The 26,417-nt window shown below is 46.0% G+C and carries 18 protein-coding genes; 14 read left to right on the forward strand and 4 right to left on the reverse strand.

Features of this window, described 5'->3' with window-relative positions; genetic code table 11:
* The first annotated feature begins 270 nt into the window (after positions 1-270).
* The 10 genes from B9Y69_RS01305 (at position 271) to B9Y69_RS01355 (ending at position 18,011) form a co-directional block, all read left to right on the forward strand.
* Entirely contained in the window at positions 271-1,473 is a 1,203-nt protein-coding gene (locus B9Y69_RS01305; RefSeq protein ID WP_234991031.1) for a FecR family protein, read from the forward strand.
* 249 nt (positions 1,474-1,722) lie between these two features.
* Positions 1,723-5,181, forward strand: a complete 3,459-nt coding sequence (locus tag B9Y69_RS01315) for a TonB-dependent receptor (RefSeq protein WP_234991033.1) — start codon at positions 1,723-1,725, stop codon at positions 5,179-5,181.
* Between the two features lie 2 nt (positions 5,182-5,183).
* On the forward strand, positions 5,184-6,899 hold the full coding sequence (locus tag B9Y69_RS01320; RefSeq protein ID WP_085471214.1) for a DUF4397 domain-containing protein: 1,716 nt from the start codon (positions 5,184-5,186) through the stop codon (positions 6,897-6,899).
* Positions 6,899-8,104: a hypothetical protein gene (locus B9Y69_RS01325; protein WP_085471215.1), complete on the forward strand. Its 1,206-nt coding sequence runs from the start codon at positions 6,899-6,901 to the stop codon at positions 8,102-8,104. The genes B9Y69_RS01320 and B9Y69_RS01325 overlap by 1 nt, the downstream gene beginning before the upstream one ends.
* 22 nt (positions 8,105-8,126) lie before the next feature.
* Positions 8,127-9,194, forward strand: a complete 1,068-nt coding sequence (locus B9Y69_RS01330; RefSeq protein ID WP_085471216.1) for a fasciclin domain-containing protein — start codon at positions 8,127-8,129, stop codon at positions 9,192-9,194.
* A 5-nt stretch (positions 9,195-9,199) separates the two neighbouring features.
* On the forward strand, positions 9,200-10,543 hold the full coding sequence (locus B9Y69_RS01335; RefSeq protein ID WP_085471217.1) for a fasciclin domain-containing protein: 1,344 nt from the start codon (positions 9,200-9,202) through the stop codon (positions 10,541-10,543).
* Positions 10,544-10,546: 3 nt separating this feature from the next.
* Complete coding sequence (locus B9Y69_RS01340; protein ID WP_085471218.1) at positions 10,547-11,548, forward strand: fasciclin domain-containing protein; 1,002 nt, start codon at positions 10,547-10,549, stop codon at positions 11,546-11,548.
* Between the two features lie 31 nt (positions 11,549-11,579).
* Positions 11,580-14,906, forward strand: a complete 3,327-nt coding sequence (locus B9Y69_RS01345; RefSeq protein ID WP_234991034.1) for a TonB-dependent receptor — start codon at positions 11,580-11,582, stop codon at positions 14,904-14,906.
* Between the two features lie 10 nt (positions 14,907-14,916).
* Positions 14,917-17,073: an IPT/TIG domain-containing protein gene (locus B9Y69_RS01350; protein WP_085471220.1), complete on the forward strand. Its 2,157-nt coding sequence runs from the start codon at positions 14,917-14,919 to the stop codon at positions 17,071-17,073.
* Positions 17,074-17,192: 119 nt separating this feature from the next.
* Positions 17,193-18,011 carry a ZIP family metal transporter gene (locus B9Y69_RS01355; RefSeq protein ID WP_085471221.1) on the forward strand — a complete coding sequence of 273 codons (819 nt, stop codon included), beginning with the start codon at positions 17,193-17,195 and terminating at the stop codon, positions 18,009-18,011.
* Positions 18,012-18,053: 42 nt separating this feature from the next.
* Here the strand turns inward: B9Y69_RS01355 and B9Y69_RS01360 are convergent, their stop codons facing one another.
* Positions 18,054-18,581 (reverse strand): GNAT family N-acetyltransferase, encoded by a 528-nt coding sequence (locus B9Y69_RS01360; RefSeq protein WP_144036477.1) that lies wholly within the window; start codon positions 18,579-18,581, stop codon positions 18,054-18,056.
* A gap of 148 nt (positions 18,582-18,729) precedes the next feature.
* Here B9Y69_RS01360 and B9Y69_RS01365 point away from each other — a divergent pair, with 148 nt between their 5' ends.
* Positions 18,730-19,785: an NAD(P)-dependent alcohol dehydrogenase gene (locus B9Y69_RS01365; protein ID WP_085471222.1), complete on the forward strand. Its 1,056-nt coding sequence runs from the start codon at positions 18,730-18,732 to the stop codon at positions 19,783-19,785.
* A 128-nt stretch (positions 19,786-19,913) separates the two neighbouring features.
* Here B9Y69_RS01365 and B9Y69_RS01370 read toward each other — a convergent pair whose 3' ends face one another.
* Together B9Y69_RS01370 and B9Y69_RS01375 are read right to left on the reverse strand one after the other, a co-directional pair.
* A complete protein-coding gene (locus B9Y69_RS01370) occupies positions 19,914-21,512 on the reverse strand; it encodes an endonuclease MutS2 (protein WP_085471223.1) in 1,599 nt (532 codons plus the stop codon).
* Between the two features lie 338 nt (positions 21,513-21,850).
* Entirely contained in the window at positions 21,851-22,297 is a 447-nt protein-coding gene (locus tag B9Y69_RS01375) for a GNAT family N-acetyltransferase (protein ID WP_085471224.1), read from the reverse strand.
* A gap of 229 nt (positions 22,298-22,526) precedes the next feature.
* Here B9Y69_RS01375 and B9Y69_RS01380 point away from each other — a divergent pair, with 229 nt between their 5' ends.
* The 3 genes from B9Y69_RS01380 (at position 22,527) to B9Y69_RS01390 (ending at position 25,188) form a co-directional block, all read left to right on the forward strand.
* On the forward strand, positions 22,527-23,096 hold the full coding sequence (locus B9Y69_RS01380) for a Crp/Fnr family transcriptional regulator (protein ID WP_085471225.1): 570 nt from the start codon (positions 22,527-22,529) through the stop codon (positions 23,094-23,096).
* 65 nt (positions 23,097-23,161) lie between these two features.
* A complete protein-coding gene (locus B9Y69_RS01385; protein ID WP_085471226.1) occupies positions 23,162-23,743 on the forward strand; it encodes an NAD(P)H-dependent oxidoreductase in 582 nt (193 codons plus the stop codon).
* A gap of 110 nt (positions 23,744-23,853) precedes the next feature.
* Positions 23,854-25,188: a MutS-related protein gene (locus tag B9Y69_RS01390; protein ID WP_085471227.1), complete on the forward strand. Its 1,335-nt coding sequence runs from the start codon at positions 23,854-23,856 to the stop codon at positions 25,186-25,188.
* 85 nt (positions 25,189-25,273) lie between these two features.
* Here B9Y69_RS01390 and bla read toward each other — a convergent pair whose 3' ends face one another.
* Positions 25,274-26,071, reverse strand: a complete 798-nt coding sequence (gene bla / locus B9Y69_RS01395; RefSeq protein ID WP_234991037.1) for a BlaB/IND/MUS family subclass B1 metallo-beta-lactamase — start codon at positions 26,069-26,071, stop codon at positions 25,274-25,276.
* Positions 26,072-26,417 lie beyond the last annotated feature (346 nt).

Below are 26,417 nucleotides of genomic sequence, written 5' to 3' on the forward strand. Positions count from 1 at the left end.
AGCGAAACGAATTATAAACCCGCCTACAAACTACCAACTACTATCTACCAACTTACTACCCCACGCTGGCGCGTGCCTTCGGCTCGTGTCCTCTTACATTAGTACAAAGTAGGACGTATTCATTACAAACTACGCTCTATGAACTACAATCTATAAACAAACAACTACTACGATCTACCAACCACCAACTACTTTCTAAAAAAAATCTTCCATGCAGTAGTGAAAATCGAATGTCTTCTGCTCTATAGTTCAGTATAAGAAAAATACAACATGGAAGAATTGGATCTAAGCGCATTATTAAGCGACGAAAGCTTCATAAATTATTGTACGGGTCGCAATGCAGAGGATATTGCGAAGTGGGAACATTGGCTTTTTGAGCATCCACAATTTCGGGATGCAGTGGAAGAGCAAAAGAAAATAGGCCTCGCTATGGCTGCATTTACGGCGGAACATAACGTAGAACAAAACTACCTGCGCTTAAAAGAGCGAATGGAACCTAGCTCTATGGGCGATAAGCGTCCCTTTCGTTTAGGGATCTGGGGAAAGGTGGCTGCTTCATTGTTTCTTGTTGCTGCCGGTAGTGTGGTGGCCTATCGCTTTAAGGATAATCTCCTGCCTGAATCGGTTGCTCATGGAGAAATTGCCGTGGTGCCCGGCGGAAATGAGGCACTCCTCACCTTGGATGATGGAACGGTTATCTCCTTAGCCGACGCCAACAGGGGAACGATTGCCGAACAGGCCGGCATCCGCATCGAGAAAGATAAAGACGGAAACCTTATATATCACGCTGACGGAGGTGCTGCACCCTCACGTACAGCATACAACACCATCTCTACACCCGATGGTGGTCAATACACAGTGGTGCTACCTGATGGCTCCAAAGCATTCCTCAATGCGGCTTCATCACTTCGTTACCCGGTACAGTTTGCAACAAACCAACGTCGGGTAACGATGACAGGTGAGGTGTATTTTGAAATTGAAAAACAAAACCAACATACCGACAACGGTGCCGCCTCGGTGCCCTTTTATGTTAATACCGACAAGCAGCAGATCGAAGTATTGGGTACACATTTTAATGTCAATGCATACAGCAATGAGCCGAGTGTAGTGACCACGCTCGTAGAAGGTAGCGTTCGCGTAAAAGCAATGGATAATGGACAAACGGTCCTCCTTCGCCCGGGACAGCAGGCGGTCTTGACCCATACCTTACAGGTGCGTCCGGCAGATATGGAGCAGCAGCTCGCCTGGAAAAATGGAGACTTTGTATTTCATGGCGAAGAGCTACACAGCATCTTGCGAAAAGTGGAACGATGGTACGATATCGATGTCGACTGCCCAGTACAATTGGGGCAGTTACGTTTTGAAGGAATTGTCTCCCGCAAGCAACCGCTATCGGCTATTATAGATATGGTACAAGCAACCGGAAAAGTGAAGATACAACTGAAAGAAAGGAGGATGACAGTGACCGAATAGTGACATATACTTTTTATGGGGCTTAAGAGAAAGAGAACAGGAGAGACGACAAAAAAAGAGCCAAAGATGCTGGTAACACCTTTGGCAAGTTTTGTTAAGCCTATCGACAACAATGCGCAAACAAAATCATCAACTAATATTAACGTCAGCAAATATATGAAATATTCGTTTAGCCTTCCATGCATGGAGGCGATGTATTCCGTATAGCTGGAAAAGGAGAGTTTATTACCTATGAATCTTTATCAATGCATGCGTGTTATGAAAATCACCATGATGCTTATCACATGCTTGTTAGTCCAGGTCAGTGCGTCCACCTTTGGCCAGCGCATCAACCTCAACAGGCAAAATAGCAATATCCCGACCATCTTGCAGGAAATTCGTAAACAAAGTCAATATGATTTTTTTTACGATGCCAACCTTTTTAAAGAAGCAAAATCCATTGATATCCATGTTAGGGATGCTTCTATAGAACAGGCCCTGGCCGCTTGCTTTACCAACCTGCCTTACCGCTATGTTATCAAAAACAAATTGGTGGTGGTCACCGAGGCTCCGCGCGAAGAGAGGCCTTCCGTGGTTGCAAAACAACAGTTTACCCTTGTCGGAAAAGTGATCAGTACATCCGATAGGTCACCCCTGGCGGGCGTCTCCGTGAAAGTAAAAGGGCAGCAGGGTGGGGCAACAACCGACGGGTCCGGAGCATTCACAATCACCGTGTCCGAAAGCAAACAAACCTTAGTATTCAGCTTACTGGGACACCAAACAAAAGAGGTTGCTGTTCATGCCGCAGATCGCAATATGGTGGTGCAATTGGTGCCTACCTCGACCGCATTGGATGCCGTAGAGGTTACGGTGCAAGCACGACGTAAGGCGAATACGGAGAGTGCCGTCCTCGAGGAGCGTAAGAAAGCGGCTATCGTACAAGATGCGATATCAGCGGAGCTTATTGAGCGGACAGGGAGTATTACAACCACGCAGGCGTTGCAGCGTGTGACCGGTGTCACGGTAACAGACGATAAATATGTTGCGGTACGCGGATTGGGAGATCGCTCGGTTATTGGGCAATTAAATGGGGTACGCCTCGCTTCATCGGACCCGGATCGCAGCGCTATTCCACTGGACTTGGTGCCGGCCTCTTTACTCGATAATATCACCATCTATAAAACGGTGACTCCCGATAAACCGGCCGATGCCGCATCGGGAATCGTAGAACTAAAAACGAAGTCTGTACCGGACAAGATGACCTTTGAGGTCATTGCACAGACGGGTTTGAACTCAAATATCGGTTTGGGTGGTCAATACAATAGCTTCTGGAATAGTGGTATGGGCGTACTGGGAACGAAGATAAACGATAAGAACCTGACGACCGACTTTACCAATTTAGCCACCGAATATCCGGGTGGATTGGGTTCTATACAACGAATGATTGCCAATAGCAATTACAGCCCGGCAGCTTATCAGGAAGTGAAGCGCATTAATGGTATTATGCAAGGCTTCGATCCGGTGATGACCAGCACGTACCGCAAAGCTCCGCTTAACCAGCTTTATTCAGTAACCTTCGGAAATAGTTATAATGTTTTTGATGGGAAGCATAAAATAGGGGTGATTCTCGGTGGGAATTATTACCGCCGAACAACCGATATCAATGCCGGTGAGTTGACACAGTACAGTATTTACCAAGGTGTGGTGACGGGAAATCCAGATGTATACAGCTTCCGTAATATTCCAAATTATATCACACCGAATAGTTTATATATGGGGAAGTACCAAACGTATAAAGAGAATACCGGGACCGAGACCTTGAATTATGGTACGCTAGCGGGATTAACGTATCGCTTTAGTCCACAGCATGAGGTCAGTATGCAATATCTGGGTAGCTGGGGCGGAGAGAGTATCGGTACGAACCTATCGGGAAAATATGAATATACGGGGCTGCCGGGTGGGGTGAAAAGCACAACCTATTCGCTGAAGCAAACGTTTCGGAACTTAAATACATTTAATCTGCAAGGAGAGCACAAGTTCTTTAAGCACGAGCTATCCCCGCGCTTAAGTTATAATGCGGCAAGTTCTCGCTCGAGACAAAATGATCCTGATTTTCGATTTGCCAGCCTGGTGGATTATATGCCGCGTGGTGGTGGTTGGTATTACCGACCGACAGTAGGAGCCGATAATGGTGGTGACGCGCGTGTTTATTCGGAGCATCTTTATGCCCTGACTTCAGGTTATGTAAATGGTTTTGGTGTCTATGGTATTATGCAAGCCGAACCAAACGGCCGTCGCTGGCGAAACCTCGATGAGAAGAATTATAACTACAAAGCCGACCTCAGCATCCCCTTCCGCATTTTGGGTGAAAAGCAAGAATTCAAGACGGGGGTGAACTACCTGTTCAGGGATCGTGCATTCACGGAAAACCAATTGTTCTTGCCTGGATCAAATTTTACCTCCAATAAAGCAGTACCGCTGTATGATGTGGCCGGTAACTTGGACCGCTTGGTCAGCAATGAAATTATTGGCGTGCACCTGCCTGCTGCCGGACAAGGCGAGGGGATGATGCCAGTGGGTGGTTTCTTATACAACAGTCAGAAGTCGCCGAACAACTATACCGGATACTACGAGACGAATGCGTTATATGGTATGGTGGATCTGAAACTAGCAAAGCGCTTTCGTATGGCGGGGGGCGTGCGTTTCGAGATGACCAATATCGGCTCTTCGGTTGATACCGTGGGCGTGTTTCTTGATCCTTCGTTGACAGCGGTGTCGCCGGATGGATCGCGTATCCCACTGAATCCCATCAACCCAAATTCAGTATACAAGACCGGATACAAACCCTTCTATTCCGTCAATGCGACCTTTACGCTCAACGACAACATGAATTTTAGAGGGGCCTTTAATACCACGTTGGCGCGCCCGGAACTGCGTGAAATAACCAATGTCTTTGAGTTTGACGCCTTTCAGATGGGTTTGGTGGTCGGAAATCCAGACCTGAAAAATCAGTATACCCAGAATGCGGATTTCCGTTGGGAATGGTTCCCCGCTAAAGGGGAGGTTATTGCGGTGTCAGCCTTTGGTAAGCGCATCGAGAACCAGCTGGTTAAGGTGTTTAACCTGAAAACACAAGGATTGGCAGCAACTTATCCGGAGTTTCCAACCATACAGTTCCAGAACGACCCTAATATCGGTCGGGTGTGGGGATTGGAGTTTGAGGTCGTAAAGAACTTGGGAACATTAATTGCGCCTTTGCAGCATTTCTTCCTGGGAAGTAACCTCTTGTTGGCACAAAGTGAAATCAAGAAAACGGAAGAACGGTATGAAGCAAATCGATCCCTGGATCGCCACGCCCCGAAAAATAGTCCACTCTTTGAGCAAGCACCCTATTCTATTAACGGATGGTTGAATTATGATAACGATAAGTCGGGAACCGACCTTACCTTGACATTTAACATGGTCGGAGAGCGCCTGGTGCAGATCAACCTGACCGGGGAACCTGATTTATATACCCAGCCGGTACCGTACCTCGACTTTGTCTTTAGTCAGCGTATAAACAAACGTATCATCTTTAAGGGATATGCCAAAAATATAATCAACCCAGCAAATAAGACTGTATATGCGAACCCGCAAACAGGCGGTAAGTGGTATGGTAATGAATATATCAACCGGAGTTTCAAAAGAGGCACCGAGATCATGATGGGCTTTACCTATAACCTGTTTTAGTTATGAAGAAACTTATCTTATATATCCTTTTACTTCCGTTAGCGGTAAGTTGCAAAAAGGAAAAATTAGACCTGAAACCCGATAACAGGCCAACAACGGAAGCTCGGAAAGGATCGCAGGTCCGTATTGTCAACCTGGTGGGTTACAATCAGGTTATAGCCAATGGCGATAGCTTAACAAATTTTGTAACGCGAAATTCGAATAATCCGGATTACTACAAATATCCCGGTACTTCATATTTTCCAACCGATGGGCGGTTGGGGAAAACGTGGACCATTCCGCAGGATCTGTTTGATCAACAGCAACAATTGGATCTGCAAATCAGCCTTCGCAATTACCAAAGCGCGGGCGATATGGATATGCGGGTAAAAGTTCAGGAGAATTATGCGCATCCAACGGATTATTACCTGTTAAATCATCTCTTTATGAATGGGCAACCTGAGGTTGTGGAAGTGCCGAGAGATGTATCCAGTCCCTCGAAACCTGATCATTTTAAGATTCGTATCGTGAACCTGGGAGGCGAAATAAAGCGCCTCACCATGGGGCTTACCGGCATGCAGGAAGATTTGAAAGGACCGGTATCTTTAGCCTATGCCGATGGTACGCTTGTTCATAACAAAACAAACCAGGTGAGTACGCAAGTCAAAGCCTCCGAATACATTGAGCTTCCCTATGGCACCTATCAATTTAAGGTGTTAGTAGGAGATGGTCGTCAGGTACCCTCCTTGGGAAATGAACGTGCCGAATATAAAGTTATCGACCCCGCTTCTTCGACGATACCACTGGATCATGCGAAGTTAACGAACCTACACTATGCAGCCGTAAAAACCTACCAACCGGGTGGTGTTTATACAATTGTGGTCACCCCCCAACGCTACGATTATATTGTAGACGAAATTGGGAATACCTCGTGGTTATACCAGAACTCTTTTCAGGTTATAACGGATGTATCTGCTCCTGCCAATCAAACTTATGTACGTCTACAGGGGGCAAATGCATATACCGATAAGGCGGTCTCGTTTAAGGTAAACGGAAAAACGGTCGGAGAAAAGGTCTCCTTTGGCGAAGCGACAGATTACAGTGTTCAAATCCATGGTACGTATAAAGTTGAAGCCGTCGATGCGGGGGGACAGGTACTGGCAAGCTTAGATCAAGTGTTGCAACCTGCCCAGAATTATACCTTTTGGCTGCACCCTAATGCAGATGGCAGCCCGAGGCTGCTGGCTGTTGCGAATGACCTGAGTGGTGCCGTATTTACAGGTGCTACCGATGATGGCACTTTTGCACGGACGCAACACCAATTCTTCTTTTTTAAACGCTTTTTAAACCTCGCTGTAGGAAATCCCTATATCACCTTCACGCTGAATAATGGACAGCTAGGTAACAGTGGTGTTGGGAGTAGTTTGCCGAATCAAAATCTGCAGCCAGGTCTGCCAAAGTTGGAGGGACCATATATGGATCTAGGGAATGTCCAAACCCCGTTTGATATCATGGCGTATCGGTCCACACCAGAGGTGGTGCCGGGATTATGGGCCAGCGATATTGCTTCGCTTTCGCATCAGCGATTTATAGCCAATGAAGCGCTGTACCTGCGCCCGAACCGACCGTTGCCTATACAGGAGCCTGGTGTGTATACGGTGGCATTGATCGGACATACCGGAAACACAGCTACGCCGACAAATAAAGCACGAATGATCATTATAAAACACACGAAATAATGAAAAATCAACGAATAAAGATCTACATAGCTCTACTTTCAATATGCGCATTATGTATCATTGGATGTACCAAGGTAGAATATACTGAAATTAAGGAACCGGCTTACTTACGGGTGTTTAATAACCTGAATTATGTGCAGACCTTGGGCAGTAAGGATGATAAAGTACCGTACTTCTGTATGCTGATTAATCCGACGATGGATGCGACGGGCGAGATCACAGGTGCAGAAGTTATCGGGGACTTCTTTGATAAACGCGATGCCTATGCGCCGCCCTATCCCTCACATATTGGTAACAGCACGTCCCTGGATAATCCAGAATATCCAGGTAAAAGGAATGTGTTGGTTGCCCCCATGTTGAATGGGTTTGATCTCAGTAGTTGGGCGCAGGTACCTTCGGGATCGTTGCGCATCGTGTTTGCGTACCGTCCTAAGAATACCGTTCCTTTCCTACAGTTGGAAAGTCATCTGAAGAAAGATATTCTAATCGATACGGTCATTAATTTGGGAAGTAAGGAGGTATATACCTTGCACCTTTTGCAGAAAGATTTTGTCACCAAAGAGCACGGTTTGTTATTACGGGAGGAAAACTTCCATAAGTTGCCGCTTTCTGACTCTTTGGTGTATGTGAATTTCTACAATATGAGTGCGAAAGGTTTTGTGGAGGCGGACGCCAGTTTGAAAGATGGCGATTATCGACTGCGTAGTTTTATGGGGGGAATAAAAGAGGAAATGAATATTTTTTTATCCCTCTATGAAGATCAGGGCGTCTTGAGCCACATGGCCCCTACAGTACCGGGTTACAAAGGGAAGTACATGACGCGTGTCGTACGTAATAATAGCTCCTCGGCCGTTGCTCCTTATGTGAGCTTCCCACTGTGGGCCAGTAGCAAGACCAATGGTATCCAAACCACTATGTGGCAACGATTTGATTTTTTTGTACCGGGAATGGACATAACCAATAACCCGATTCATAGTACGACATCAAATACCGAAGGGAATTGGGCGGTGGTCAATTGCTTGTTGAATGGTAAGGTCAACCTGACCAGCCCCGATAATGGGACAATGCTGCCGAATATGCTGGTGAATGTGCACTCCGGTATTCATAACCCGCGAACATTTGCCACGGTCAATACACTGGAGGTGGTGAATGGACGTATTTACATGACGACGATCCAACGGAAATTTGCACCCCCAATTTATTAATTCATAGCCAGGAGATTTTGAAATGAAACATAGATTTTTACATACTATTTTCCTTTTTGCCACGTGCTTTGTGGCTTCTTGTGAACATCCGGATCTAACGGTAGTGACACCCAATGAAAATATTCGACCAGCGGCAGATTTTATCAAGAACAATTTTGAGATGACACTTTTCCATGCGGCACTGCAAAAGACGGGGCTTGCGGCGGAACTTAATCAAGAGGGACCTTTTACGGTGTTGGTGCCGAATGATGTTGCTTTTAATGAAATCGGCGTGTTCAGACCGACTGATTTTGATAGAATGAATCAGGACAGCCTGCGTCGGATTATAAAATATCATGTGCTGCCACGTCGTATGTTTTTAGCCGATATTCCGGCGAATGGGGTAGATGTCCGTTACGCGACCTTGGAAGGAACTTCGCTACATACGTCATTAGCGAGCTTTAATCCGACGGGTGGCTCAGCGGTCAATGATCTCTTTTTCGATGGAGCGAGTGTGCTGCGCAAGGATGTGGGGTTAGCAAACGGCGTTTTATATGTGCTGGATAAGGTGATGAAACCACAGTTTGAAACCAATATCCAAGCCCTGCTAACGGCAAAACCGGAATACCGTGTTTTTGTTGCCGGACTGAAAAAATTTGGCCTTTGGGAACAGTTTGGTACCGCAGGGCCTTTTACCGTCTTCGCCCCAACGAATAAAGCATTGGAAAGTCTCGGCATAACGGAAGAGGTACTCGCGACGATGGATGTTGCGAAGTACAATGCTGAAGAATTATTCGGGACATACATTATCTACAATAAGCATTTTTTTATATCAGATTCGAAGGTTTTTTCGACGATTAACGCAGATGGGCGATATAGCTATAAGCTCAAAGGGAGCCCCTATGTGATGACTTATTTTAGTAATACCTCATACCCCGAATGGATTTTAGGATACAATCTTGAGCTCAAAAGCAGCGATGATGTCTTCGCACAGATCATAGCACGGGTGGAGTATCGTCAGCGTGCCAAGGTAGATTTTCTGTGCACCAATGGTGTGGTACACAATTTAGAGACAGGTTTGGTGAAACCGGGACAAGCCCTTAAGAAGTAAATAAAATGAAACGATTACTAAACGATTTTATATACAGTATGATGCTCTTCGGCACATTGATGTGTACGGTAGGATGTCAAAAAAATGAATTTATGCCGGCCCCGGAAGGGGAACAAGTACCGCATCAGGAAGAGGCGACCAAGAAGGTCGGAGAGCTGCTTGCTGGTGAAGCCAGTGCCAGTATCTTTCGGAAGGCTTGGGACAAAAGCCGAGTCAAGGATAGCCTGAGCCGGATGGGCGTGAATACCACCTATACGTTGTTTGTTCCGAACGACGCAGCTTGGACAAAAATTGGGATTACGGCCGCTAAGATTGATGCGATGCCGACAGCCGATGTGGATAGTTTAATGATGTTTTATACGATTTTGGGGACGCTGCGGAAGGATCAGTTGCGCCCGGAAAGTATGCCAATGCGTTCGATGTTAGTGAATCCAGAACTACGCGTTCCATTCTATGATGAACCCAATGTGTGGGGGCAGCGTCACGATAAGTATCGCTATAAGCATTACCTCGCATTAAATGCGGCAGGGAATCTCTTGGTGAACGGGAAGTCGATGGGGAAACTGAATCACCAGTTAGCGACGAATGGCGCGGTCATCTTTATGGAAAATAACATCGAGAAACCAACAAAAACGGCGCTTCAAGTGATGGAAGCGGATGGCCGGTTTACCATTTTCCTGGAAATGCAGCGCCAGATGGATGATATTTTTGTAGAGACGATGGTGCGGGAAATGTCGTATTGGTACGGGTATGACGTGACGCCGGAAGAGTATTGGATGTACTATCCATCTGTCCGTTACGCCTACCGTCAATTTTGGGACATAACAATAGCATCAGATCCCAACTATGCGGATCCCAATATTACCATTACCACGTTGTTTGCGCCGACAGATGATGCCTTCAAAAAAGCAGGCTTAACCAGTATTGATGCCGTAATGGCGCTGAATTCGGAACGGAATGATGTACGTTTTGATGAGAATATGTTTCAGCCGGCTGGTCATTTTGTGATGGATACTATTGTGGATGCACACCGAAATTGGGCCCGATTTTATGCCCCACAGGATCCTGCATATGGTATGGCTAGGGGAAATCAAACGGTCTTCTTTAGTAATGACTTGGCTGCCCCGTTTATCCACGACTATTTTGTGAATATCGGGGGAACGGCACAGATACGTTACGCCTATAAGATGCCTTTTGCATTTAGCTCAAATAATGGAACATTGGGACTGCATTTTAAAGAGTCGGGACAGCCCACGGCACATATCGTGGAGTCGGATATATTAACGTTGAATGGTCCCATTCATGTGGTGGATAATCTCTTACTACCGAAAGGTTTTAAACTTAAATAGGATATGGCAATCGCTTTAAAATATAGTAAACGATTAAGCAGTTTTTTTCTGGTTCTTCTCCTCGGTGCAAGTTGCGAGAAAGATGCACAGCAGATGAGTGATTTCGATAACAATAAGTTGAATCTGGTTATCGCTGATAACTTTAACTTATCTAGTTTTTCCGCTGCACTGCGGAAGAGTGGAATGGATAAGGTGCTCAACGCTGGGGAAGGTCCCTTCACGGTATTGGCTCCTTCGGATGCCGCTTTTATTGCGGCTGGGTATGCGGGGCCAACGGCCGTATTGAGTGCGAGCAATACCGTGGTATCCCGTATAGCCAATTACCATACGCTGGATGGTAAGTACGAGTTGAACAAGCTTCCTTTTGCCTTTAATCAGGAACTCCGCTCACGGGGTGGTAAAATGTTCGCTACACATTGGGTGAAAGGGCAAGATACCGTATTGACATTGAATGGTGCTCGGATATTGTCCACCAATCTTCCGGCATCCAATGGCTTGGTGCAGGTACTGGATCGGGTATTGACCCCGTACGTGCACGATGTGTTGGTGGATGCCTTAGCGGCCGATGCGAGCATTACCTTGTTTACGCAGGCGCTGCGTACTTCAGGCATGCTGGAACAGCTGCGACAGACGGGGCCTTACACCGTGTTTGCTCCTGTTAATACAGCCATGCAGTCGATCGGTTATGCATCCGTGGAACAGATTGAAAAGACCGATCCAAAAGTATTGTTGGATCTGATTTCCTACCACATTGTGCGTGATCGCCGCTTTGTATACGATTATGTATGGAGTGCTGGTCCATCAAATACTGCGCAGCAGGGGATGATGAATGGGAATAGTGTGACGGTCCGGTTGGTGCCGAATCCAAGCTCGCCCGGGGCATTCTCGGGAATCAGCTTGCGGGGAATCGGTAATACCACAGATGTCCTCTTGACAAAACAGGATATGCTCACAGGAAATGGAATTTTACATGTAATCAATGGCACGTTGCGACTCACGCAGTAGGCTGGCGATTACCTTAAAAAAAGGAATGAAAATGAAGAGAGTAAGAGAAGTTAGAAGTGTTAGAGAGACGAGTGGAGTGAGAAGTATAAGAATTGCTAAAGGGGTAACCATGGTCTGGGCATTCCTGTTGTTCGTCCTCTTATTTTTATGGGGAACAGGTGTGATGGCACAAGAGACCAGCGGCGCTTTGACCGGACGTGTGTCCAATAGCAAAGGAGAGCCTTTGGTCGGCGCATCTCTTGTTGCGGTACATACGCCTTCGGGTACGCGATACGCTTTGTCGACCGATCGGGATGGGCGCTATACCTTAAATAATCTGCGTATTGGTGGTCCCTACCAGGTGGTTGTTACAATGGTGGGTATGGAAGCCGCGGAGCGGAATGATATCCAGGTGAGACTGGGGGCAGCACAGCAGCTGGATCTGGTGCTGAGTGGCGTTGCTCAGGCTTTGGAAGGGGTGGTTGTCACCTCCCGTGTCGCACGCCAACGGGCTGATGATTATGGCGCAGGCAAGAATATTAGTGGGGAACAGGTGCGTTCGATGCCGACGGTGAACAGATCGATTACGGATGTCACACGCCTGACACCACAAGGGAGTCGCGACAACAGCTTTGGTGGTACAAATTTCAGGTACAACAATGTGACGATAGATGGTGCGATCAATAACGATGCGATAGGGTTTAGTCCGTCGCTCGGGGGACAGACAGGTACCTCAGGGATGGCTGGAAGCAGCACGCGTACCAATCCGATATCGATTGACGCGATTCAAGATATGCAGGTCTACCTGGCGCCATATGATGTCAAGATTGGTAATTTTACGGGGGGATCGGTCAATGCAGTAACCCGTAGTGGAACCAATAAAATTGAAGGCTCGGTATATGGTTATGGCCGAAATGCAGCCTTAACCGGTAAGGATCGTGTGGGGTCGCTGGGAAAAATGAATAGCGATTTCTACGATTATCAAGGTGGTTTTCGAATTGGTTTTCCGATTATAAAAAACAAATTATTCTTCTTTAGCAATGAAGAGATCACACGTCGTCAAGACCCGACGCAACTTGCGGTGGGTACGATCGAGACCGCATCTATTCTTAGTGCGTCGGATGCGCAACTTATAGCGCAACAAGCCAAAGATCGGTATGGGGATATTTTTGATGTCGGTACAGCGGATATCTATACGAACTGGTCGAAATCAATTAAGTTTTTCAATCGGGTGGATTGGAATATCAACGATCGCCATCAGTTAGCGGTGCGTAATAATACGATTCGCAGTAAGGCGACACATATGGATCGCGATCAGCAAGATTTTCGTTTCAGTAGCATGGCGTTTCAGCAAACGAATAACCAGAGTAGCACGGTCGCGGAGCTAAAGAGCCGTTTTCGGAATAACTTGTCCGGAAATGCGGTGCTGGGATTTACGGTGGTCAATGATCGCCGGGATCCGTTAAGTGACCCGACCTTGCCGCAGGTGCAGATACAAGGACGCACACCGGGCACAACGATTTATCTGGGCACTGACCGGGAGGCGAGTATCTTTAATATGCAACAGCGTACCTGGGAGCTGACGGCAAACTTAAATTGGAATTTGGGACGCCATAAGTTGTTGTTCGGAACGCATAATGAGTTGTACGGCATTCGGTACGGTTTTGTAAATGCCTGGAATGGCCGCGTGGATTACAATAGTATAGAGGATTTTGTTTCCAATAACCCGTATCGGGTGCGCGGTAGTTATAACTACAGCAATAATTCGCGCAATTACCTGCTGGATAATCCGGCCGCAGATTTTAATGTGAATATGTATAGCTTGTACGTGCAGGATGAGATTCGCGTGAGCGATCGTTTTCGAGTGACGCCGGGCTTACGAGCGGATTTTGCACAGCTACCAACGATGCCTACGCTTAGTGAAAAGGTGAAAACTATGGCGGCTGATCCGTACTTTGGAACCACCTACAGCTATACACCTATTGCACGCATTAAAAATGATTTCTTGAATAAAGTGCAACTATCGCCACGGGTGGGCTTCCGTTGGGAGCTGTTGGATGATCGTAATTTGGTGGTGCGCGGTGGTGCTGGTTTATTTACCGGGCGAATTCCTTTTGCTTGGCTTGCCTATGCCTACTACAATACAGGGGATTCTTTTGGTGGATTCGATCAACGTGCGGATCAAAAACCGTTTGTTCCGGGCAGTGATGCCATAAAACCGAGCCCAAATGGGTTGGCTGATTTTATTGCACAAAATGGTGCCGATGTAAGCAACCCCAATAGTGGTAAAACACAAGTAGATCTCGTGGATAATGGCTTTACATTACCACAGGTATTGCGGGGTAGTTTGGGGGTAGATTATGAAACTGCGGACAAGTGGAAATTTACAGTAGAAGCGATGTATACCAAGAACATCAGTGATGTTCTTTTCCAGCAACTCAACAACCAGGATAATCCGCTGTGGTATGGATACGATAAAGCACATCGCCAACCGTTTTATAGCGGCACAGTGGACAATCGTTTCTCCAATGTTTACCTGTTGAGTAATACGAATCAAGGGTATCGATACAGCTTAACGGGAACAGTGAGCAAACAGATCGGTGGTTTCCATGGTACGGCGAGCTATACCTATGGCGAATCCAAGGACCTGAGTAATGGGGTGCGTAACTCCATGGAGAGTAACTGGCAGTTGAATCAATCCTTGATACCTAATAATCCGACCTTGGCGAACAGTAATTTTGATATTAGACACCGTATTGTAAGTAGTTTTAACTACAGCCATACGTGGCGGGATGCGGGACGTACACAGGTGACCTTGTTCTTCAGTGCGCAATCCGGTTCTCCTTTTACCTATGGTTTGGTGAATGGAAACATTCAGGGATTGCCCCAGCAGGTGAGCTTGGTTTATATTCCGGAATCGATGGAAGCCGTTCGTTATTTCAAAGACATTGCGGGCGGACAAACGGCACAACAGCAAGCAGATGCTTTCAATAAGTTTATTGATGGTAACGAATACCTGAGCAGTCGTCGTGGTGACTTTACGGAACGAAATAAAGGACGTACGCCATGGAATGTACAGGCGGATGTGCGTATTGCGCACGATTTATATATCGGTAAATCAAAGGGACAGTTTATTACGTTTTCGGCGGATATTATGAATGTTACGAATCTGTTGTATAAAAAATGGGGTGTACAATATTTTTCACCCAATACATTTAATTCAACAAGCAGTGTGGGGCTTACGCCAACGCTGTTCGGACCGCAGCAGAATGCGGATAGCTGGCCGGTGTTTACATTCAGGGATCCAGGATCACCTTATAGTATAGACTATTTTAATAGTCGTGCACAGGTGCAATTTGGAGTTCGATATACTTTTTAACAAACTATTTATGGAAAGATATAATCATTTTTTGCTCTTGTTTCTAGCGCTCGTGATAGGAACGGTAAGTTGTGAGAAAAAGGAAGATGTACCACCTCAGGTGGAATTAAAGGTGACGAGCTATTATCCGAATTCGGGTAAGGCAGGAACGTTGGTCACCATTGAGGGGGAAGGATTTGGGACGTCGATTGGCGATTATCAGGCGACAATTGGGGGGAAGTCAGCGGAAGTAATCAGTGCAACAGCGACGGCACTCGTGTTGCGTATGCCGGTGGGCGCTGCGTCCGGAAATTTGGACGTGAAATACCGGGATAAAGTACTGCCTATCGGAACATATACCTATCAAGACCTGAGCGTGGTTCGGGTGTTTCCGACCAATGGGCCGGCCGGCTCTCAGATTCGCATCGGCGGGGCTGGTTTTGGAAGTGTTGAAAGCCCGGCTGCGGTGTATATCAATTATAAGAAAGCCTTGGTGGTTAGCTTAACGGATACGTTGATTGTAGCGGAGGTGCCGAATGAAGCGGGAACAGGTGCTGTAATGGTCAAGGTTGATGGCAAGGAAGCAAAAGGGCAAAATTTTATCTATCAGGCGATTCATAGCATTAAACCGTTAACCGGGGGGAAGGGAACGAATGTGGTGATCACCGGGGAAGGATTTGAGGCCCTGGCTGCGAATAATAAGGTGGAGTTCAACGGTCAGATGGCAACGATTGTAGAAGCAACACCGGAGCGCTTGGTGGTGCGTGCCCCGGAAGGGGTAACGACGGGTGCTTTATCGGTGAGTATCAATGAGCAGAAAACAACGGGCCCGACCTTCACGGTCGTTGATAAACCGGTTATACAGACAGTAACGCCGCTTAGCGGACCCAAAGGAACGGAGATGGTGATTACGGGGTCGTTGTTTAGCAAGTTGTTGGATGAGAATAGTGTATACATCAACAATGTATTGGTTCCATTGGCGGAGGCAACAGAAAATCAATTGAAGCTTATCGTTCCTGGGGGAACCGGTTCTGGTGCGATTCGCGTTGTGGTGAATGATCAAGCAAGTACGGGACCGCTGTTTAAAGATCAAACGCTAGGGATCTCCTCGGTAAGCCCGGATAACGGCCTTACGGGAACAGCGGTGACCATCAAAGGAACAGGTTTTAGCGCGGTAGCGCTGGAAAATAAAGTGTATTTCAACGGTGTGTTGGCTGCTGTGAAAACAGCAACGGAGACCTCCTTGGTGCTGGATGCACCAGCAGGATTGACTACCGGTGATATTAAGGTCGTGGTGGGTGGCCAAGAGGCGGTATCGCCCAAACCTTTCCGGAGAGCCGGGATCATGACCTTGATCGGTGGCCCATCGAGCAATGCATTGAGTAATAATTTAGGTAGTATAGCTGTCGATCAGCAAGGAAACGTTTACGTGACAGATGCTGCAGAAAAGGTGGTGAAGAAGATAACACCGTCGGGTGACCTATCAATTTTAAAGGTTAATGGTCAAGATGCGACCTTTGGTATGCCGTCCGGTATTGTGATCGATAAGCAGAATAATATTTATATAGGTGATCAGACGGCGAACCAGATCATCAAAATTACAGCTGGCGGACAACGGTCGGTTTACGCGAGTGGTTTCTCTCCGGGTAAATTAACGATCGATAATGCAGGTGTCCTTTATGTGAATGTAGCGGGATTTTCTGCGGGCATGAATCGGGTGAATAATACAGGGAACTATTCGAAGATTAATGGACCGAGCTGGGTAAGTGCACGACCGGCAGTGGATGCGTCAGGTGCTATATATTGGGCAGATCAAAACTCGAATAGTGGCAATGGTGTTGCTCGTCGTGATGTCAGCGGCACGCAGAATATCAACTGGGTGGGGTACTCCGAAGGCGGGTATCAAGATGGTATTGGATCGAATGCTTACTTCAACGGAATAAATGGTATAGTAATTTATCAAGGTACGAAGATGTATGTGGCAGATACCTATAACAGTGCAGTTCGGGAAGTGGATATGGCTACACGTCGGGTGACGACCATCTTCAAAGGAGCTGGTTTTGGTTTTGTTGATGGTTCGTTGCAAGTAGCGAAATTTGCGGCGATCAGCGATATTGCGGTGGATAATGAGGGGAATATATATTTGTTGGATCCCAACAATAAGGCGATCCGCAAGCTTTTCTTTTAGCGATTTAGTCTAGTTTATATTGTGAACCGGCCCAATCTTTAGAATGGGTCGGTTTTTTTCTTTAAACTTAGTACTTTTGTAGCGCTACATCAACATCAAAACCAGGTAGTGCCAATAGCATGATAGAATCCGTAATCGCATATTTTGAAACCATTGATCCCATATTAGCGGCGTTATATGCCACGTTGTTTACTTGGTTGGTAACCGCGCTGGGAGCTGCATTTGTCTTCTTCTTTAAGGAGATGAACAAAAATGTGCTGGATGGTATGCTGGGTTTTACAGGTGGGGTGATGGTCGCAGCGAGTGTGTGGAGTTTATTGATTCCGGCTATTGATATGAGTGAGGGGGAAGGGTTTGTGCAAGTGGTTCCCGCAGTGCTTGGATTTATAATGGGAGCAGGCTTTCTGTTTTCGATTGATAAGATTTTACCACATTTACATGTTAACTTCCAAAAGGTAGAAGGGGTGAAGACACCGTGGCAGAAGACGACGTTAATGATTCTAGCCATTACGTTGCATAATATTCCGGAAGGACTAGCCGTGGGCGTACTTTTTGGGGGTGTGGCTGCGGGTATTCCAGAAGCAACTATTGGGGGAGCGGTTGTATTGGCTATCGGTATTGGTCTACAAAATTTTCCGGAAGGTATTGCTGTTGCCATGCCATTACGTCGTATGGGACTGAGTCGCCGGAAGAGCTTTTTCTATGGACAAGCTTCCGCTATTGTAGAACCCATCGCTGGGGTCGTGGGGGCGTTAGCGGTTACGACGTTTACGCCGATACTGCCGTACGCCTTGGCGTTTGCTGCGGGCGCTATGATTTTTGTAGTGGTCGAGGAGGTCATCCCGGAAGCACAGCAAAACAAAAGCTCTGATATCGCCACGCTGGGTTTTATCGTCGGGTTTATCATTATGATGACGCTTGACGTAGCGCTGGGATAGTTTCATGGTCCTCATCCCGCTGTATCTGTTTACAGCAGCAGGTTACGCAATACGCTTGCCCAGAATGGTTAAGCCGCGTTCAATGCCATCCAGATTGGCAATATTGGGCATCTGTGCCCATGTCTCAAAACCGTATTTTGCAAAGAGCTTCAAACTAATTTCATTATGGGTAAAGATGAACGCTAAAATTGTTTTCACGCCAAAAGAAGGTGCCTTCGCTAAGGCATACTCCAAGGCCTTTGTACCCACGCCTTGCCCGCGGGTAGATTCATCCAGGTAGATGCTGATCTCTACCGTGGCATCGTAAGCGGGGCGCCCATAGAAGGACTGAAAGCTGACCCAACCTATGATTTTTCCTGTCGTATCCTCGATTACCCAAAGGGGTCTTTTTTCGGGAGAATGTTCTTGAAACCAAGGAATGCGGCTTTCAACGGTTACAGGTTCGGTATCTGCGGTCACCAAGCGCGATGGAACTGTCGAGTTGTAAATCGAAACAACGATCGGTAAATCATCGCGTGTAGCATCTCTAAAAATCAGGTTATTGCTGGTGTTGGTGCCCGGTATTTCCATTTCTTTCTTGCTGTTGGGATAATATATGGAGACGAATTTAGAAAGAAAAAATTAATTCTACTGAAAATCTATCGCAGACATATCGTAAATTAGTGTCAAGCTAAATCGGCTTATTGCTATATTGTTTACTATCTAAAAACGAAAAATAATGCATACAATTTCTGTAAAAGCTTTTGGTACAGATGCACCGGCTTCCGCACTGCATCAAATGCAAATTGATCGTCGTGAGACAACCGACAATGATGTAGAGATTGATATCCTATATTGTGGTGTTTGTCACTCTGACTTGCATACAGCCCGCAACGAATGGCGTGGCACCGTGTATCCGAATGTTCCGGGACATGAAATCGTGGGACGTGTGACGAAAGTGGGGCCTAACGTTTCAAAATTTAAAGTAGGAGACTTGGCTGCTGTGGGGTGTATGGTGGATAGCTGCCGGGAATGTGAACAGTGTAAAAAGGGAAGTGAGCAGTATTGCGAAAAAGGTAATATTCAAACCTATAATGGTGCGGATAAACACTTGAATAAACAGACGTTTGGCGGTTATTCTGAACGTATTGTTGTGGATCAGGATTTCGTGCTACGGGTGCCCGCAAATTTGGATTTGGCGGCCGCAGCACCTTTGTTGTGTGCCGGTGTGACGACTTGGTCGCCCTTGAAACACTGGCAGGTGGGACCCGGCCAAAAGGTAGGGATTGTTGGTATCGGAGGTTTGGGACATATGGGGGTTAAGCTTGCCAAAGCAATGGGCGCGCATGTGGTCGTGATTACCACATCACAATCAAAGGTGGAGGATGCAAAACGCTTAGGCGCTGATGAAGTAATCTTATCGACCGATGAGGCGCAGATGAAAGCGCATGCCAATACACTCCATTTTGTGTTAGACTGTGTGTCGGCGCAGCATGATGTGAATGCATATCTGAAACTGTTGAAAGTGGATGGTACATTGGCTTTGGTCGGTGCGCCGGAACATCCGCTGCCAATCGCACCATTTAGCTTGATTCCTGCACGTAAGAACTTCGCCGGATCGACCATCGGAAGTATCCAAGAAACACAAGAAATGCTGGACTTCTGTGGCGAACATAACATCACCTCGGATATCGAATTGATTAACATGCAAGACATCAATGAAGCGTATGAACGCCTATTAAAAGGAGAGGTGAAGTATCGCTTTGTGATTGATATGCAAAGCTTAAAAGGGTAGCAATCTTATTTACGACGTAAAGACTGGGGTTGCCCCGTTTTATTAGAAGTAAAGGGTGCCTGTAAGGGCACCCTTTATCGTTCTGAAAAATCCTGTATCCCTCTTTTAGGCTAAAGAGGAAGAGCGTGTTACACAATTTCTGCTGAACGCGTCACTTTTACCGATGCCGCTTCTATTATATCTTCGGGTAGTCCAATGTTGCGGGCAACTTCGACGGCATATGAACTTCCTGGCTGACCGATAGCCAATTGGTAGCAGGGCTTCATCTGCTGCACATCGTACAGCATGGCACCATTGATAACGCCTGCTGTTCTGTCGGCATAATGCTTCAAGTTTTGGAAGTGTGTGGTAATAATACCAAAGCATCCACGTTCGTTAAACCGCTCTAGCAGTGTTTCCGCAATGGCTCCCCCAATTTGCGGTTCTGTACCGCCACCAAATTCATCAATTAAAATCAATGTCTTATTGTGGCATTCCTGCAAAAATACCTTCATATTGGAAAGATGGGACGTGTAGGTACTTAAGCTATTTTCCATACTTTGTCCATCACCGATATCCATGAGGATATGCGCAAATATACCCGCCTCTGATCCTGCCTCAACAGGAATCAATAAACCACATTGCAACATGTATTGCAGCAAGGCTACTGTTTTTAGGCAGAGTGACTTGCCTCCTGCATTTGCGCCTGATATCAATAAGATCCGCGCCTGTTGCTCTAGTGTGATGTCCAGTGGATGCGCCGTTTTATTTTCCTGTAAAAGCGCTATATGCAGGAGCGGATGGACCGCCTTGGACCATCGTATCTGAGGGGTGTCCACCAGTACAGGCTTGACAGCATTGATCCGAATGCAGAAAGCTGCTTTTGCACGAATGAAATCGATCGTGCCCAAGAAGTTATATCCATCCAACATCTCTTGTATCGCGGGGCGGACTAGGTTGGTAAAGACCGTCAATATGCGAATAACCTCTTGTCGTTCTGTACGTTCCAGTTCTTTTAACTTATTGCTGGCCTCTGCGACTGCTTCCGGCTCAATATAAACGGTTTTTCCACTACCAGACCCATCATGTACTACACCTTTGATCTTTCTTTTATGTGTGGCATTGACTGGGATCAACTGAATCCCAAAGCGTACACTGGGCTGCATGTCCTTACTGATCAATCCGTCTGCCTTCGCCTGGCGCATAGCGGCCTCCATATGACGTGAAATAGCCTTGGTGGCTTCGATCTTGCCACGTCGAATCTGCGCCAACGTGCTGGAAGCATTGTCCTTGATTTTAAAAGATTTATCGAGGATATTGTTTGCTTGTTCAATTACGGCTGGAAAGGTTTTTATCCGATCTGCGGCCTGCAATAAAGCGGGATACTTGGGACGACCTGCGCCTACTTTGGCACGTTGGAAGAAATCGACAATGTCGGATAAGGTCTGTAGCGAGTTCATTAAACCAGCTGTATCTTCCTCGGAAAACCAAAGCGTAAAATCGTGCTCAACCTGACGCAAAGTATCGCGCATGTCCAGGTAAAAATCGATCGGAAAAGTTTCCTTGTTGTTTAGTATACGGGTAAATTCCTCGGTTTCCATGAGCCACTGTTCGATCGTGGACCAGTCGGTAGAGAAAGACATCGCTTGTACACACGAGGTACCAAGCGTACTCAGGCATTTTTCAATAATGTAATGACGAATCGTATCGATGCCGATTCGCTGTTCGAAATTATTCGGGTAAATCATGATCTCAAATCATAATACAGGATCTTTTTGATCCACATAAATCCACTAGTAACCCGTCACCAAAAAAGGGTCAACTAGATTAATTAATTAAAAAAGGGATTGAGATTTTCCATACCACGACAATCTACTGAATTTGATGCGGGCTGTTGTTTATATTTACAGGTGCCCATTCAGTATTCTTGGCCTCTCAGGGTAGAGATGCTAACTCGCGATATGGTATTTACACGGATGCAGAAAACATAAAATGTTGTACTTATTGGTACAAAGGTAGCCAAATTATCTGAGGAAGCAAAAGAGCCGGTGTGCAAGAGGCGCAGACACCGGCTTCGCAAAGGGGTTTATTTCCACCAATGGTAGTAATTGTGTAAACCGTCGTATTCAAAGTCGCAACGCGGATACAATTGGTTGCCGACATCATTTGTTTTTTCTGTTTCAAGCATCAAACCACAAGCGCCGGTTTCCTCGCACCATTGCTTACTGCGGTCAATGAGTGCAATAGATAGCCCTTTACCGCGGTAATCGGGGTGTACAAAAAGATCACTCAATAACCACTGTTTCTCCAGTTTCGTGTAGTGGAACAGCTTGTACAGCTGTGTAAAACCCACGGCTTTTCCTTCGTATATCGCTAAGAAAATATCCGACTCATTGTTCAGTAATCTTTCTTTGATAAAGGCTTTTCCACGCTCCAGGTTTGATTCCTGCCGATAAAAAATACGGTAGAGGTTAAACAATTCGGCTGTTTCGTCCAGATCTTCTAAACTTGCTTTTTTAATAAGATGTTTCATATATAAATAATTTGTCTTTCTATGGCTTAGAGAATATCCAACGCTTTTTTAAGCGTGTTTGTGGCGTCTGTACGACATGGATAGTTCATCATAAATCGTCCTTTTTGAATGATGTGACAAAGGTATTCTTTACCTAAATCCTTTAGCTAGTCCAGTTTGTGGATAAATAAGATGGCGTTTAGTGGGGTATGCTGTGTGATAACAGGGAATAAATACTATTTTTATAGGGATGACACTAACGGAATTCTTTAAGCGCTTTGCGATTTTCGATGATCGGGAAATTGAAGCCTTCGTGCCCTTGTTTACGGTTCGCCACCTGAAGAAAGGGGCGTCATTTATCCGTGAGGGAACGCGTTGCACAGAAGTTGCCTTTATCGAAACAGGCATCTTCAGGTCTTATTATGCAAAAGAAAATGGCGAAGAGGTCACCTATTGCTTTCGCTTTCCTGGAGACCTCTTGGGGGCATATTCATCCTTTATTACGGGGGATCCGGGACTAGAGACCTTGTGCGCACTATCAGATGCGTCACTCCTTGTTATTCAAAAGAAAGATTTAGATCGATGGGTGACGGAAAACCCGAAATGGATGGTCTTCCTAAAGGTTGTCGCCGAACAGCAGTATTTAGAACTGGAGAATAGAATTTTTCAGTTGCTCCGGGAAACGGCGGCCGAGCGTTACGCCTATTTATTGCGTCATCATCCGATCTATATTCAACAGATTCCGCTTCATTATTTAGCTTCTTTCTTGGGCATTACCCAACGGCATTTGAGCCGTATTCGTAAGGAGATTACTTTTTAGACATTTGTCCACTAAAAGCCGCTGTTCACTGTTTTATCTTTGGAGTGATATAGAATAAGATAAAAATGGCTAAAAAAATAGTAGTAATCAATGGACACCCGAATCCTTCCGCCCTTAACGCTGGATTGGCGCAGGCTTATGTGGAAGGTGCGCGAAATACTGGGGCAGAGGTTCGGGAGATTGTTATTTCAGCACTTGATTTTGATCCGAATTTACGATATGGCTATCAAAAACGGATGGAATTGGAGCCTGACCTGCAACGCGCATGGGAAACTATTCTATGGGCGGAGCATTTGGTGTGGGTACACCCGGTATGGTGGGGTGGTCTACCAGCCGTGATGAAAGGGTTTATTGATCGGTTGTTTTTGCCGGGGATGGCATTTAGCTACCGGGAGAATTCGCTCTTCTGGGAGAAGCTGCTGAAGGGACGATCGGCAAGGATTATTACCACGTTGGATCAACCCGGCTGGATATATAGACTCCTGTTTGGCCGTCCAAGTGTGAATCAGCTTCGCAAGTCTACATTGGAGTTTTGTGGTATCAGACCCGTCAGATTGACCTATGTTGGTGTGGTAAAGAAAGCAACCGCGGAACAACGATCGAAATGGGTGGCGAAGGTGCGCCGTTTAGGTGAAAAATGGAAGTAGGTGATCGCGCTTATTCCTGAGATAATGTTAAAAATGTTAATTCCTCTGCCTCAGGGTTTGCTGTTGCACTTTTTTCGTTACATTCGGATAACCAACCACGATGTGAAATTATGTTTAAGCTGGACCAGCAAACGCTCTCGGATCTAAATGCACTGGATTGGAATTCCGCAAGTTTATTGCGTTTTTTCGACTCCGCAGGAACAGTGGGAGGGCGAGATATGTTGTACGAATACTTCCGCCATCCCTTAGATACCGTCGCAGAAATCAACGAACGCCAACAAGCTATTCAATACCTTTCTGGTGTGGATGCCTTGGATACGGTGTTCGATAAATTTATGCTGTCTGACTTAGAACGGTATCTCGCGAATACCAATAAGCTGTATTCTGACAGCGTATTTACGCATTATGTGGATAAATTGGCGACTAATTTTTGGACCTTACGGAGTCAGCAAGAAGATTTGTTGATCCGGCAGTCTATTAAAGAAATTGCACAGATTCTTGTTCGGCTTTCCTCTTTTTTTGCGGGAGTAAAGAAAGAGAAGAAAGCCACAGGGGTGTTGCAGATACTGGCGGATTCCTTTTACGAGGTGGTCGCAGATATGCAGATGGAGGAGCTGGAAAATATCGCGTCTGGAAAACTGTCCGCAAGCACACGCATCCGGTACGACCATCTCTTTCGTAGCGTCAAGCAAAAGGAGATACAGGATATATTCCGTATGGTCTACACGTTGGACGCTTTTCGAGCCGTCGGCCGTACGTTGGGGCAGTCGAACCTGTGTTTCCCATCGTTCCATCGTGAAGGCGATACGCTTATCCGTATTGATGGGCTGTATAACCTGGCGCTGGAAAATCCGGTGACAAACGACCTTGTCATAAAAAAGGGACGAAATATCGTGTTCTTGACGGGCGCCAATATGACGGGTAAATCTACTTTCTTGAAAAGTGTGGGGGCATGTATTGCTTTAGCACACATGGGCTTTCCCGTGCCTGCAAAACGGATGGATCTGCTGTGCTATAGTGGTTTGATTACGTCCATTAATGTTTCGGATAGCTTAGCATCTGGTCAGAGTCACTTTTTGAGCGAGGTACATCGGGTGAAATTAGTTGCCCAGGAGGTTGGACAAAAGAAACGAGTGGCAGTGATGTTTGATGAGCTCTTTAAAGGAACAAATTACGACGATGCTTTTGAGGCTACACTGTTGTTGGTGCAGCGCTTGAAAAGTGATGAGGAGAGCTTATTTTTTCTTTCTACACATATTACGGAATTGACAAAGGTGCTGACTGAAAATAAGCAGATTAGCTTCCAATCCATGGAGACACGTACCGATGATGATGCGGGTGTATTGTTTACGTACCGTCTACGCGATGGGGTAGCCGATCAAAAATTGGGTATGTGGTTGTTAAGGAGGGAAGGTGTCTTCGAAGCTTTTGGACCCGCTGAGTGATCTAAAAATGATCAACTACGAACCACCAACTACCTTCTACAATCTACGAACTACAATCTACAAACTACAAACTACGAACCACCAACTACAAACTACCCTCCAGCAACTCTAATGTTCGCTCCATGTGACCCGAAGCACGCCAGTCGTCGTGTCCTGGAATAACCAGTTTTATATCGGGATATTGGTGCATCAGTCGAGCGAGTGCTGGTTTCCAGGCTTTAACATCACCATCACCTACAAAACCGAGATTTTGTGCATCAGCGCTTTTGATAAAACAGCCCCCATTAAGGATTTTGTATGCCGGAAACCAAACCACCGTGTTATCCATAGAGTGCCCTGCCCCGAAGAAATTAAACACAAATGATTCACCACCGATGGTGTATGTTTTTCCGGTGGTAAGCAGGTGTGTGGATCGAGCTTTCCCATTGGCGTGCAAAAGCTCGTTGGTCAGCTTGGTTGCGTAGGTCGGAATTTTTTTTGCATTGTAGTACGCAAAGCCTCCTGCGCGGTCTTCATGCCAGTGGGAGGCGAAAACACCGATTACCGACATCTGGTGCTTTTCCTGGATGCTATCCAATAAGGGTTGATATTGTGTAGCGTCCCACGGGGTATCAAACAAGATCGCGCCTTTTTTTGTCAACATATAGAGCCCATTGGCCGATATTTTTACGCCATTATACGTGTTGTATGTGGTAAATAAATAGATCTTATCATTTATCTTTTCGATGACCAAAGGCTTGCCTTGTCCATAGACAGACGCATGGCTTATTCCAATTATAGCGATGAAACTAAAAATCAAGCGCATCATATTTTCTTTTAATCCGCTTTTTTTTGTGCCGAACCCGTTATGAGCTAGTTCTTTGCTTTTTTTTAATCCTGCCATGTTCTCGTTTTTATGTCATACAAAGATACGTGTAGAACCATGTAAATCAATTATCATATCTAATAAATACCTATAGGATTAGTAGCGATTTTTTATTACGTTTGTTACGTAAATCAACCAAACCACGAGCATATTTGCCCTTTTTGTGCGCAATCCATGACCGCGTTTTTTGATTTTTTTCACCTTGTATAACATATGAACAGAAAAAGTAGTCTTCCTCCACCAAGATATTAGTGTTTTCGTACGTATCGGATGCGCAGTAAAGCCCTTTTAACAACAGTTTAAAAGGCTGCGTGATTATTTATCAAACATTAATATTGTACTCGCCCAGAAGGGTGAGTAGGAC

The organism is Sphingobacterium psychroaquaticum (genome assembly GCF_900177625.1).
GTDB lineage: Bacteria > Bacteroidota > Bacteroidia > Sphingobacteriales > Sphingobacteriaceae > Sphingobacterium > Sphingobacterium psychroaquaticum.